Annotated in this window: 8 protein-coding genes, 2 tRNA genes and 3 rRNA genes; 12 read left to right on the forward strand and 1 reads right to left on the reverse strand. The window is 52.4% G+C overall.

Annotation, left to right across the window (positions count from 1 at the left end):
- The first annotated feature begins 82 nt into the window (after nucleotides 1-82).
- The 8 genes from rluD (at nucleotide 83) to JK621_RS03065 (ending at nucleotide 10,319) form a co-directional block, all read left to right on the forward strand.
- The gene (gene rluD, locus JK621_RS03030) at nucleotides 83-1,060 is read left to right on the forward strand and encodes a 23S rRNA pseudouridine(1911/1915/1917) synthase RluD (RefSeq protein WP_065505914.1); all 978 of its coding nucleotides are present in this window, start codon (nucleotides 83-85) and stop codon (nucleotides 1,058-1,060) included.
- Nucleotides 1,060-1,791, forward strand: coding sequence for a purine nucleoside phosphorylase YfiH (yfiH, locus tag JK621_RS03035; RefSeq protein ID WP_212558584.1), 732 nt, complete (start codon nucleotides 1,060-1,062; stop codon nucleotides 1,789-1,791). The genes rluD and yfiH overlap by 1 nt, the downstream gene beginning before the upstream one ends.
- Nucleotides 1,792-1,921: 130 nt before the next feature.
- Nucleotides 1,922-4,495, forward strand: a complete 2,574-nt coding sequence (gene clpB / locus JK621_RS03040; protein ID WP_212558585.1) for an ATP-dependent chaperone ClpB — start codon at nucleotides 1,922-1,924, stop codon at nucleotides 4,493-4,495.
- 528 nt (nucleotides 4,496-5,023) lie between these two features.
- Nucleotides 5,024-6,565: ribosomal RNA gene (locus tag JK621_RS03045) — 16S ribosomal RNA — on the forward strand.
- A gap of 145 nt (nucleotides 6,566-6,710) precedes the next feature.
- Nucleotides 6,711-6,786 (forward strand) — tRNA-Glu (locus JK621_RS03050).
- A gap of 235 nt (nucleotides 6,787-7,021) precedes the next feature.
- A 23S ribosomal RNA gene (locus JK621_RS03055) occupies nucleotides 7,022-9,929 on the forward strand.
- Between the two features lie 102 nt (nucleotides 9,930-10,031).
- Nucleotides 10,032-10,147, forward strand: a 5S ribosomal RNA gene (gene rrf, locus JK621_RS03060).
- The 16S, 23S and 5S rRNA genes sit together here with 2 tRNA genes alongside, the layout of an rRNA operon.
- Before the next feature lie 95 nt (nucleotides 10,148-10,242).
- Nucleotides 10,243-10,319, forward strand: a tRNA-Asp gene (locus tag JK621_RS03065).
- A gap of 191 nt (nucleotides 10,320-10,510) precedes the next feature.
- On the opposite strand, the gene JK621_RS03070 is transcribed toward JK621_RS03065, so the two are convergent.
- Nucleotides 10,511-10,900 carry a hypothetical protein gene (locus tag JK621_RS03070; protein ID WP_212558586.1) on the reverse strand — a complete coding sequence of 130 codons (390 nt, stop codon included), beginning with the start codon at nucleotides 10,898-10,900 and terminating at the stop codon, nucleotides 10,511-10,513.
- 286 nt (nucleotides 10,901-11,186) lie between these two features.
- Between JK621_RS03070 and JK621_RS03075 the strand changes: the two genes are divergently transcribed.
- Genes JK621_RS03075 through JK621_RS03090 form a run of 4 tightly spaced genes read left to right on the forward strand, consistent with a single transcriptional unit; the run spans nucleotide 11,187 to nucleotide 13,247 of the window.
- A complete protein-coding gene (locus JK621_RS03075; protein WP_212558587.1) occupies nucleotides 11,187-11,903 on the forward strand; it encodes a beta-ketoacyl synthase chain length factor in 717 nt (238 codons plus the stop codon).
- A complete protein-coding gene (locus tag JK621_RS03080; RefSeq protein WP_212558588.1) occupies nucleotides 11,903-12,721 on the forward strand; it encodes a lysophospholipid acyltransferase family protein in 819 nt (272 codons plus the stop codon). The genes JK621_RS03075 and JK621_RS03080 overlap by 1 nt, the downstream gene beginning before the upstream one ends.
- Nucleotides 12,722-12,725: 4 nt before the next feature.
- Entirely contained in the window at nucleotides 12,726-12,986 is a 261-nt protein-coding gene (locus JK621_RS03085) for a phosphopantetheine-binding protein (protein WP_006322432.1), read from the forward strand.
- 9 nt (nucleotides 12,987-12,995) lie between these two features.
- Complete coding sequence (locus tag JK621_RS03090) at nucleotides 12,996-13,247, forward strand: acyl carrier protein (RefSeq protein ID WP_212558589.1); 252 nt, start codon at nucleotides 12,996-12,998, stop codon at nucleotides 13,245-13,247.
- The last annotated feature ends 16 nt before the right edge of the window (nucleotides 13,248-13,263 follow it).

The following is a 13,263-nucleotide window of genomic DNA, read 5'->3' on the forward strand; positions in this document are numbered from 1 at the left end:
CTCCCGACAAAGACCAGGTACAATAGCACATTATATTAAACGGCATCGCCGTGAAAACCCAACGTTAACGAAGAAGCTGCATATGGCACAACAAGTACAACTCACCGCAACGGTGGCCGAATCTCAACTCGGACAACGTTTAGATCAGGCTTTGGCCGAATTGTTCCCTGATTATTCACGATCTCGCATAAAAGAATGGATCCTGGACGATCGGGTACAGGTTAATGGCAAAACGACGAACAAACCGAAAGAGAAAGTGCTGGGGGGAGAGACGGTCGCCATTGATGCCCAGATAGAAGAAGAAGCCCGTTGGGAACCGCAGGATATCGCACTGAATATCGTCTACGAAGACAGTGACATTTTAGTGATCAACAAGCCGCGTGACCTGGTTGTGCACCCTGGCGCCGGCAACCCTGATGGTACGGTGCTCAACGCGCTGCTGTATTACTATCCGGAAATCGCAGACGTGCCGCGTGCCGGCATCGTACACCGTCTGGACAAAGACACTACAGGCCTGATGGTGGTGGCGAAAACCGTTCCGGCGCAAACCCGTCTGGTCGAGGCGTTGCAGGCGCGTGAAATCACCCGTGAATACGAAGCGGTCGCTATTGGCACCATGACCGCCGGCGGTACCGTTGAAGAGCCGATTTCCCGCCACTCCACCAAGCGCACGCATATGGCGGTGCACCCGATGGGCAAACCGGCGGTGACGCATTACCGCATTATGGAGCACTTCCGTGCGCATACCCGTTTGCGCTTGCGTCTGGAAACCGGTCGTACCCACCAGATTCGCGTGCATATGTCGCACATCAACCATCCGCTGGTAGGCGATCAGCTGTACGGTGGCCGCCCACGTCCGCCGAAAGGCGCATCGGAGGCGTTTATTGCTACGCTGCGCGGTTTCGATCGCCAGGCGCTGCATGCCACCATGCTGCGCTTATATCATCCAATCAGCGGTATCCAGATGGAGTGGCATGCGCCGCTTCCACAGGATATGGTCGACCTGATTAACGCGCTGAAGGTTGATACCGAAGAATTCAAAGATCAGATGAATTGGTAATGGACTCCTTTATCCTGCCTGATTGGTCGTTGCCTGCAGGGGTAAAAGCCTGCAGCACCACCCGCGCTGGCGGTATTAGCCAACCGCCGTATGATTCGCTCAACCTCGGCACCCATGTCGGGGATGCTGCGTCCGCGGTGGAGCTTAACCGTGAACGGTTGGTGGCGGGCGCAAGTCTGCCGCAAATGCCGGTTTGGCTGGAACAGGTTCACGGTACTCGCGTAGTGCGGCTGGATGGGCAAATCCCAACTGACCTGCGCGCGGATGCCGTATACAGCAACGTGCCGGGGCAGGTGTGTACGGTGATGACGGCGGACTGCTTGCCTGTGTTGTTCTGCTCACGCGCAGGCGATGAAGTTGCTGCTGCCCACGCCGGTTGGCGAGGGCTTTGCAGTGGCGTGCTGGAACAGACTTTGGCAGCCTTTGCCGCTGAGCCGGCCCACATCAGCGCTTGGCTTGGTCCGGCAATCGGTCCGCAGCAGTTTGAAGTGGGGCCCGAGGTGCGTGCCGCATTTATGGCAGTGGATAGCGCTGCGGCCGCCGCTTTTATCCCGCACGGCGATAAGTTCCTGGCGGATATCTACCTGTTGGCTCGCCAGCGCCTGCAGCACGCCGGCGTAAAACTCATCTACGGCGGTGATCGCTGTACGGTTAGCGAAATCAGTCAATTTTTCTCCTATCGACGCGATGGAGTAACCGGACGTATGGCAAGTTTAATCTGGCTGATATAACCTATTGAATTAGGACGGTCCACTGACGCATGACGTTGTACTGATAATATAGTGTCGAAATAACCTTGAAAATTTGAGGGATGACCTCATTTAATCTCCAGTAGCAATTTTGACCTACATTGGAGGTGTTATGCGTCTGGATCGTCTTACCAATAAATTCCAGCTTGCCCTCGCCGATGCCCAATCTTTAGCCCTTGGGCACGACAACCAGTTTATGGAACCGTTACATCTGATGAGCGCTCTGCTTACTCAGGAAGGGGGCACGGTTCGTCCACTATTAACTTCAGCCGGTATCGATAGCGGGCGCGTGCGCACCGAAATCGAACAGGCTTTGTCACGTCTGCCTCAGGTTGAAGGCACCGGTGGTGACGTTCAACCGTCCCATGAGCTGGTACGCGTTCTGAACCTGTGCGACAAGCTGGCGCAAAAGCGGGCGGACAAATTCATTTCTTCCGAACTGTTCGTCCTGGCGGTGCTTGAAGATCGCGGAACCTTGACCGATCTGCTGAAAGCCGCCGGAGCAACAGCCGATAAAATCAGTAAGGCCATTGAGCAAATGCGGGGTGGTGACAGCGTGGAAGATCAGGGTGCTGAAGATCAGCGTCAGGCGTTGAAGAAGTACACTATCGATCTGACCGAGCGTGCCGAACAGGGCAAACTTGACCCGGTTATCGGTCGTGACGAAGAGATCCGCCGCACCATTCAGGTGTTGCAACGCCGTACCAAGAATAACCCGGTGCTGATCGGTGAGCCTGGCGTGGGTAAAACCGCTATTGTCGAAGGTCTGGCGCAGCGCATCATCAATGGTGAAGTGCCTGAAGGCCTGAAGCACAAACGCGTGTTGTCCCTCGACATGGGGGCGCTGATCGCCGGGGCCAAATACCGCGGTGAATTTGAAGAGCGACTCAAAGGCGTACTGAGCGATCTGTCAAAACAGGAAGGCAGCGTCATTCTGTTTATCGATGAGTTGCATACCATGGTCGGTGCGGGCAAGGCCGATGGCGCAATGGATGCCGGCAACATGCTGAAACCTGCGCTGGCGCGTGGGGAGCTGCATTGCGTTGGCGCAACCACGTTGAACGAGTACCGTCAGTATATAGAGAAGGATGCGGCGCTTGAACGTCGTTTCCAGAAGGTCTATGTGGCTGAGCCGAGCGTCGAAGATACCATTGCTATCCTGCGCGGCCTGAAAGAGCGTTACGAGCTGCACCACCATGTGCAGATCACCGACCCGGCAATAGTTGCTGCGGCCACGCTGTCACACCGTTATATCTCCGATCGTCAGTTGCCGGATAAGGCTATTGACCTGATCGATGAGGCGGCGTCAAGTATCCGCATGCAGATGGACTCCAAACCGGAATCGCTCGACAGGCTGGAACGCCGCATTATTCAGCTCAAACTGGAACAGCAGGCTCTGAACAAAGAGTCGGATGACGCCAGCAAGAAACGCCTGGAAATGCTCAGCAGTGAGTTGGAGCAGAAAGAGCGCGAATATTCAGAGTTGGAAGAAGAGTGGAAAGCCGAGAAAGCTTCGCTCTCCGGCACCCAGAATATAAAGGCGGAGCTGGAGCAGGCCAAGATCACTCTGGAGCAGGCGCGTCGCGTCGGCGATCTGGGGCGCATGTCTGAACTGCAGTATGGCAAGATCCCTGAACTGGAAAAACAGCTCGCCGCTGCTACGCAGGCCGAAGGCAAAACCATGAAGCTACTGCGTAACCGGGTGACTGACGCGGAAATCGCTGAAGTACTGGCGCGCGCCACCGGTATTCCGGTAGCCAGAATGTTGGAGGGCGAGCGTGACAAACTGTTGCGTCTGGAGCAGGAACTGCATTCGCGGGTGATTGGCCAGGATGAAGCGGTCACTGCGGTATCCAATGCAATCCGCCGCAGCCGGGCGGGATTGTCTGACCCTAACCGGCCGATCGGCTCGTTCCTGTTCCTCGGCCCGACCGGGGTAGGTAAAACCGAGCTTTGCAAAGCGTTGGCATCGTTCCTGTTCGACAGTGACGATGCGATGGTGCGTATCGATATGTCCGAGTTTATGGAGAAACATTCGGTATCGCGGCTGGTGGGGGCGCCTCCAGGCTACGTTGGTTATGAAGAGGGCGGTTATCTGACCGAGGCCGTGCGCCGTCGGCCTTATTCAGTGATCCTGCTGGATGAAGTGGAGAAAGCGCATCCGGATGTATTCAACATTCTGTTGCAGGTATTGGATGACGGGCGACTGACCGATGGTCAGGGGCGTACCGTTGATTTCCGCAATACCGTGGTGATCATGACCTCTAACCTTGGGTCTGACCTGATACAGGAACACTTTGGTCAGATGAACTATGCGCAGATGAAAGAATCGGTTATGGAAATGGTTACCCATCATTTCCGTCCTGAATTCATCAACCGTATAGATGAGGTGGTAGTGTTCCACCCGCTCGGCCAGAAGCATATTGCAGAGATTGCCAAGATTCAGCTGGCGCGTCTGTACAAGCGTCTTGAGGAACGTGGTTACGAAGTCACCATGACCGATTCTGCATTGGCACTGTTAGGCCAAACCGGTTATGACCCTGTTTATGGCGCGCGTCCGTTGAAACGCGCTATTCAGCAGGAAATCGAGAACCCGTTGGCGCAGCAAATCCTTTCCGGCAAGCTGATCCCGGGCAAACTGGTGACGCTGGATGTGGAAAACGAGCATATCGTTGCCCGACAGTAACGGCTATTTAGAGCAATAAGTAGAAAGGGAGCGGCGTACCGCTCCCTTTTTGTTATCTATTTAGGACCGGGCTTGTGGGATTTGCATCTTCCATAGCCTTAAAACCCCACTTTTTTGGCTAATAAATATCCTAAAAAGCCGTTATTGGTTAATGTTTGAACGGTTGAAAAGTTTTTTGCATTTAGGGGTTGCGGCCTTCTGAGAACTCCCTATAATGCGCCTCCACTGACCGGGAACAACGACTCCTCTAACGAGAACGCGTCGCCAGGTCGGTAAGAGAAAAGCGAAATAAACGCTTGACTCTTCGGGTGAAAAGCGTAGTATACGCCACCTCGAGATAGCAAGCTACGGCGGCTAACTCACTGCTCTTTAACAATTTATCAGACAATCTGTGTGGGCACTCCACAAGACGATATCCAGAACCTTCGGGTTCGAAAAAATATCAAGTCTTGAAGAGTGACTACTGAAGTAAAATTCATTTAGTAACCTTTGAGCATCGCTTCACGAGTTGAAGCAAATCGAACTTTTAAATTGAAGAGTTTGATCATGGCTCAGATTGAACGCTGGCGGCAGGCCTAACACATGCAAGTCGAGCGGTAGCACAAGAGAGCTTGCTCTCTGGGTGACGAGCGGCGGACGGGTGAGTAATGTCTGGGAAACTGCCTGATGGAGGGGGATAACTACTGGAAACGGTAGCTAATACCGCATAACGTCTACGGACCAAAGTGGGGGACCTTCGGGCCTCACGCCATCAGATGTGCCCAGATGGGATTAGCTAGTAGGTGGGGTAATGGCTCACCTAGGCGACGATCCCTAGCTGGTCTGAGAGGATGACCAGCCACACTGGAACTGAGACACGGTCCAGACTCCTACGGGAGGCAGCAGTGGGGAATATTGCACAATGGGCGCAAGCCTGATGCAGCCATGCCGCGTGTGTGAAGAAGGCCTTAGGGTTGTAAAGCACTTTCAGCGAGGAGGAAGGGTAGTGTGTTAATAGCACATTGCATTGACGTTACTCGCAGAAGAAGCACCGGCTAACTCCGTGCCAGCAGCCGCGGTAATACGGAGGGTGCAAGCGTTAATCGGAATTACTGGGCGTAAAGCGCACGCAGGCGGTTTGTTAAGTCAGATGTGAAATCCCCGCGCTTAACGTGGGAACTGCATTTGAAACTGGCAAGCTAGAGTCTTGTAGAGGGGGGTAGAATTCCAGGTGTAGCGGTGAAATGCGTAGAGATCTGGAGGAATACCGGTGGCGAAGGCGGCCCCCTGGACAAAGACTGACGCTCAGGTGCGAAAGCGTGGGGAGCAAACAGGATTAGATACCCTGGTAGTCCACGCTGTAAACGATGTCGATTTGGAGGTTGTGCCCTTGAGGCGTGGCTTCCGGAGCTAACGCGTTAAATCGACCGCCTGGGGAGTACGGCCGCAAGGTTAAAACTCAAATGAATTGACGGGGGCCCGCACAAGCGGTGGAGCATGTGGTTTAATTCGATGCAACGCGAAGAACCTTACCTACTCTTGACATCCAGAGAATTCGCTAGAGATAGCTTAGTGCCTTCGGGAACTCTGAGACAGGTGCTGCATGGCTGTCGTCAGCTCGTGTTGTGAAATGTTGGGTTAAGTCCCGCAACGAGCGCAACCCTTATCCTTTGTTGCCAGCGATTCGGTCGGGAACTCAAAGGAGACTGCCGGTGATAAACCGGAGGAAGGTGGGGATGACGTCAAGTCATCATGGCCCTTACGAGTAGGGCTACACACGTGCTACAATGGCGTATACAAAGAGAAGCGAACTCGCGAGAGCAAGCGGACCTCATAAAGTACGTCGTAGTCCGGATTGGAGTCTGCAACTCGACTCCATGAAGTCGGAATCGCTAGTAATCGTAGATCAGAATGCTACGGTGAATACGTTCCCGGGCCTTGTACACACCGCCCGTCACACCATGGGAGTGGGTTGCAAAAGAAGTAGGTAGCTTAACCTTCGGGAGGGCGCTTACCACTTTGTGATTCATGACTGGGGTGAAGTCGTAACAAGGTAACCGTAGGGGAACCTGCGGTTGGATCACCTCCTTACCTAATGATATTGATTCGCGTGGCGTGCTCACACAGATTGTCTGATGAAAAAGTAATGAGCAAAAGCGCTACCTGTTGATGTAATGAGTCTCTGACTCATGCTGATACGAACCGATTAAAACGTTCAGTTTAATCGGATTTTCGTGTCCCCATCGTCTAGAGGCCTAGGACACTGCCCTTTCACGGCTGTAACAGGGGTTCGAATCCCCTTGGGGACGCCAATCCGATAATGAGTGAAAGACATTATCACCGGTGAGTCATCACCGAAAACATCTTAAAGATGACTCTTGCGAGTCGTGTTTAAGATATTGCTCTTTAACAATCTGGAACAAGCTGAAAATTGAAACATGACAGCTGAAACTTATCCCTCCGTAGATGTATTGGGATAAGGATTAACCTGTCATAGAGTCTCTCAAATGTAGCAATGCGAACGATGGAAACATCTTCGGGTTGTGAGGTTAAGTGACTAAGCGTACACGGTGGATGCCTAGGCAGTCAGAGGCGATGAAGGGCGTGCTAATCTGCGAAAAGTGTCGGTAAGGTGATATGAACCGTTATAACCGGCAATACCCGAATGGGGAAACCCAGTGTGTTTCGACACACTATCGTATGGTGAATACATAGCCATACGAGGCGAACCGGGGGAACTGAAACATCTAAGTACCCCGAGGAAAAGAAATCAACCGAGATTCCCCCAGTAGCGGCGAGCGAACGGGGAACAGCCCAGAACCTGAATCAGTTTGTGTGTTAGTGGAAGCGTCTGGAAAGTCGCACAGTAAAGGGTGATAGTCCCGTACACTAAAATGCACATTCTGTGAGTTCGATGAGTAGGGCGGGACACGTGACATCCTGTCTGAATATGGGGGGACCATCCTCCAAGGCTAAATACTCCTGACTGACCGATAGTGAACCAGTACCGTGAGGGAAAGGCGAAAAGAACCCCGGCGAGGGGAGTGAAATAGAACCTGAAACCGTGTACGTACAAGCAGTGGGAGCACCTTCGTGGTGTGACTGCGTACCTTTTGTATAATGGGTCAGCGACTTATATTTTGTAGCAAGGTTAACCGTATAGGGGAGCCGTAGGGAAACCGAGTCTTAACTGGGCGAATAGTTGCAAGGTATAGACCCGAAACCCGGTGATCTAGCCATGGGCAGGTTGAAGGTTGGGTAACACTAACTGGAGGACCGAACCGACTAATGTTGAAAAATTAGCGGATGACTTGTGGCTGGGGGTGAAAGGCCAATCAAACCGGGAGATAGCTGGTTCTCCCCGAAAGCTATTTAGGTAGCGCCTCGTGAACTCATCTTCGGGGGTAGAGCACTGTTTCGGCTAGGGGGCCATCCCGGCTTACCAAACCGATGCAAACTCCGAATACCGAAGAATGTTATCACGGGAGACACACGGCGGGTGCTAACGTCCGTCGTGAAGAGGGAAACAACCCAGACCGCCAGCTAAGGTCCCAAAGTCATGGTTAAGTGGGAAACGATGTGGGAAGGCATAGACAGCCAGGATGTTGGCTTAGAAGCAGCCATCATTTAAAGAAAGCGTAATAGCTCACTGGTCGAGTCGGCCTGCGCGGAAGATGTAACGGGGCTAAACCATGCACCGAAGCTGCGGCAGCGACGCTTAGCGTTGTTGGGTAGGGGAGCGTTCTGTAAGCCGTTGAAGGTGGCCTGTGAGGGTTGCTGGAGGTATCAGAAGTGCGAATGCTGACATAAGTAACGATAAAGCGGGTGAAAAACCCGCTCGCCGGAAGACCAAGGGTTCCTGTCCAACGTTAATCGGGGCAGGGTGAGTCGACCCCTAAGGCGAGGCCGAAAGGCGTAGTCGATGGGAAACAGGTTAATATTCCTGTACTCGGTGTTACTGCGAAGGGGGGACGGAGAAGGCTAGGCTAGCCGGGCGACGGTTGTCCCGGTTTAAGCGTGTAGGGGGAGAGAATTGGTAAATCCGTTCTCTTATTCAACCCTGAGGCGTGATGACGATGCACTACGGTGCAGAAGTAGTTGATGCCAAGCTTCCAGGAAAAGCCTCTAAGCATCAGGTAACACAGAATCGTACCCCAAACCGACACAGGTGGTCAGGTAGAGAATACCCAGGCGCTTGAGAGAACTCGGGTGAAGGAACTAGGCAAAATGGTGCCGTAACTTCGGGAGAAGGCACGCTGGCGCGTAGGTGAAGAGACTTGCTCTCGGAGCTGAAGCCAGTCGCAGATACCAGCTGGCTGCAACTGTTTAATAAAAACACAGCACTGTGCAAACACGAAAGTGGACGTATACGGTGTGACGCCTGCCCGGTGCTGGAAGGTTAATTGATGGGGTCAGCCGCAAGGCGAAGCTCTTGATCGAAGCCCCAGTAAACGGCGGCCGTAACTATAACGGTCCTAAGGTAGCGAAATTCCTTGTCGGGTAAGTTCCGACCTGCACGAATGGCGTAATGATGGCCAGGCTGTCTCCACCCGAGACTCAGTGAAATTGAACTCGCTGTGAAGATGCAGTGTACCCGCGGCAAGACGGAAAGACCCCGTGAACCTTTACTATAGCTTGACACTGAACATTGAGCCTTGATGTGTAGGATAGGTGGGAGGCTTTGAAGCGTGGACGCCAGTCTGCGTGGAGCCAACCTTGAAATACCACCCTTTAATGTTTGATGTTCTAACTCGGCCCCGTAATCCGGGGTGAGGACAGTGTCTGGTGGGTAGTTTGACTGGGGCGGTCTCCTCCCAAAGAGTAACGGAGGAGCACGAAGGTTAGCTAATCACGGTCGGACATCGTGAGGTTAGTGCAAAGGCATAAGCTAGCTTGACTGCGAGAGTGACGGCTCGAGCAGGTACGAAAGTAGGTCTTAGTGATCCGGTGGTTCTGAATGGAAGGGCCATCGCTCAACGGATAAAAGGTACTCCGGGGATAACAGGCTGATACCGCCCAAGAGTTCATATCGACGGCGGTGTTTGGCACCTCGATGTCGGCTCATCACATCCTGGGGCTGAAGTAGGTCCCAAGGGTATGGCTGTTCGCCATTTAAAGTGGTACGCGAGCTGGGTTTAGAACGTCGTGAGACAGTTCGGTCCCTATCTGCCGTGGGCGTTGGAAGATTGAGAGGGGTTGCTCCTAGTACGAGAGGACCGGAGTGAACGCACCACTGGTGTTCGGGTTGTCATGCCAATGGCACTGCCCGGTAGCTAAGTGCGGAAAAGATAAGCGCTGAAAGCATCTAAGCGCGAAACTTGCCTCGAGATGAGTCTTCCCTGGGCCTTTAAGGCCCCTGAAGGAACGTTTAAGACTAAGACGTTGATAGGCTGGGTGTGTAAGTGCAGCGATGCATTGAGCTAACCAGTACTAATGATCCGTGAGGCTTAACCTTACAACACCGAAGGTGTTTTGATTTGAGAGATTTTCAGCGAAGTTCCGAGATTGGTTTCGATGGCGACACGAGAGTGAAGCGGTTGGAATGAAACAGAATTTGCCTGGCGGCAATAGCGCGGTGGTCCCACCTGACCCCATGCCGAACTCAGAAGTGAAACGCCGTAGCGCCGATGGTAGTGTGGGGTCTCCCCATGCGAGAGTAGGACACTGCCAGGCATCAATTAAACGTTATCGGTTTGACACCCGGTAATGAGCAGGATCGCCAAGAGCGATTTTGCCCACATCGAAAGATGTAACGTGAAAGAACCGGTGGAGCGGTAGTTCAGTTGGTTAGAATACCTGCCTGTCACGCAGGGGGTCGCGGGTTCGAGCCCCGTCCGTTCCGCCACTTATTGATAAGCCCTGAGTCTATGACTCAGGGCTTTTTCATATTGAAAATTTACTATAACGGAGCAGGTCTCCGTGTGATTACTACGGTGAAAGACAGCTATTTATAAATAATTGTCTGAATTTTATACCAATATAAAGAATAATATACCCGACATCATTATTTTTGCCGGGTGATGTATTTGCCGAGCATTATTTAATATTCTGACGCGCCAGTTCCAATTGAATATCCTTATTCAAATTAGCCACCCAGCGATTATAGTTTGAATGAATCTTACCCTCTTTGGCATCCATATTGCTGCTGCCAACATACTTAATCTGGTAACTATTTGCACTGTAAGTGATGTGGATATCGGCACTGTGGCCGCGCAGCGCTATTTTTCCATCGATCATGCTTTCACTGGTCGGGCTCATAATCCAGCCACGGTTAATTCCGGCATAGAGAATAGCCTGACGCACCTGAGCTTCGCTGTGGTTGCCGGTAATGGTCTGGTTGATGTTTTGCACCGGAGCGGTATCTGCACAGCCGCTAGCCAAAACGGCGGCGAATACGCCAGTTAAAATGAGTTTTAGCGGTCTCATACTCTTTTCCCTGAGTTATAGTAAATAAGAAATTCATTAGCCATGCGTATGATATTATGTACGACATCCCTCACGTTAAGATATCCAGAAAAACCTTTCACGAAAAATATTGATTTTTTTCATCATGATAATTTTCGCGTAGCTCAAGTCTCTCCACGTTTCGCCTATAACCAGGTCTAATGATTCAACCGAATATTCCGAGTGAAAATAGGAATTTTGCGCATGCATTCTGTGGTCAAATATAATAAATTTACGCACGGAATTTTTCTGACCTGTAATAGCATTAATGGCGGGCGGCATGAATATACTCAGTTGGTGGGCAATGGCTCCCGATCGTGGAACGCGTGAGGCATGGCGCCAGTGGGCTACAGATCCGCATTTTGCCGCTGACGATCAGGGGGAGTTACCCGGCTGTTCTCATATCCCCATGATGTCGCTACGCCGGATGAGTATTGGAACGCGGTTGGCCGTAGAGAGCAGTCTCATCTTGTTAAGCGACCATCAGGCGGATATGGCTATCTTTACCAGCCGTCACGGTGAGCTGGAGCGTACGCAAAAAATTCTGCGGCATTTGCATCAGGAACAGTCATTGTCACCCACAGATTTCGCCATGTCGGTGCACAACACCGCAGCGGGGTGGTTGACCATTGTGGCGAATAATACTTTACCAACCACCTCACTGGCGGCCGGCGAAGACAGCTTTCAACAGGGAATGATTGAAGCCCAGGCCGTGTTGGCTACGGGCAGTGCCGAGCGGGTGCTATTAGTTGATTTTGACGGTATTGTGCCTGAGGTTTACCAACCCTTCATCCCGGCCAGTCCTTTCCCCTATGCGGTCGCGCTGCTGCTCGAAGGCGATGGTTCATTACATTGCCGTGCGGCAGCACCTGGGTCGGTTCTTCGTAAGGAACCGCAGAGCCTGTCGTTTTTGCGTGGCTGGCTCGGCGCAGATAAAGAATTCACGGTGCCTGGCCCGCAGCACTGCTGGATGTGGGAGCGTTGATGGTCAGGGTTATACCTGCTGAACAAATCCCCGAGCAATCCTCATGGGTGAACCGTTGCTGGCGGGTGATCGCCACCGGTTTATGTTTTTCGCTTTTTGGCCTCGGCGGGCTATTGCTGTCCGGCATCTGGTTTAACCTGATGCGTCTGGCGGTGCGCGATCCTGCGCGCCGCAGTCGGCTGACGCAGAATTCGATCCGAAACAGCTTTCGCTTTTTTCTGGCGACTACCCGGTTTTTTGGCGTGCTGGATTATCGTTTCGACGGTGCGGAGCGCCTCAAAGAGGATCGCGGTTGTCTGGTGATCGCCAACCATCCCAGCCTGCTGGATTATGTGTTGCTGGCTTCGCGCATGCCGCGCTGCGACTGCATCGTTAAAGAGGCCTTGTTGAAGAATGTGTTTGTCAGCGGCGTGATAAAGGCGGCGGGCTATCTGGCCAATGCGGAATCGGATCGCTTGTTGGAACAATGTCAGCAACGCCTGGCTGGCGGCGGTACCATTCTTATTTTTCCTGAGGGGACTCGCACTACGCCAGGCAAAGCGCTCGCATTGCAGCGCGGGGCGGCCAATATTGCGCTGCGCAGCCAGTGCGATATTCGGGTGGTGAAAATTCACTGCCGCCCACCCATGCTGACGAAGCAGGGGAAATGGTATAACATCCCGCCGATAAAACCTCAGTTCCATATCATCGTTCAGGATAAGATCGAAACCCGCACCTTTATTCGTGCGGATGACGTTTCTCCCGCCCTTGCGGCAAGAAGATTAACCCAGCATTTAACTGACGCTTTACAGTCAGATTCTATAAATAATGAGAAATAGTGGAATGAATTTATTGAGCACCGAAATCAAGCAATTGATCATTGATACGCTCAATCTTGAAGGTATGACGCCGGAGGAGATTGACGCCGAAGCACCGCTGTTTGGTGATGGATTGGGCCTGGACTCGATCGATGCGTTGGAATTGGGTCTGGCATTAAAGAACCGTTATGGCGTGGTGCTGTCAGCTGAAAGTGAAGACATGCGCCAACATTTTTATTCCGTGGAAACGCTGGCGAAGTTTGTTTCTGCACTGCGTAGCAAATAAGAGGTTTTCATGGATAAACAAGATATTTACCTGCAAATTCAGGCGCTTATTGTCAAGTTGTTTGAACTGGATGCTGATGATATCAAACCGGAATCCCGCCTTTACGAAGAGCTGGAACTGGATAGCATTGATGCGGTAGATCTGGTGGTGCATCTGCAGAAAACCACCGGCAAGAAGATTAAGCCGGAAATGTTCAAGTCGGTGCGCACCGTGCAGGACGTGGTTGACGCTATCGATGAACTGCTGAAATCAGACAACTAAGATCACGGCGCTAAGG

It is taken from the genome of Serratia plymuthica (assembly GCF_018336935.1).
Lineage (GTDB): Bacteria > Pseudomonadota > Gammaproteobacteria > Enterobacterales > Enterobacteriaceae > Serratia > Serratia plymuthica_B.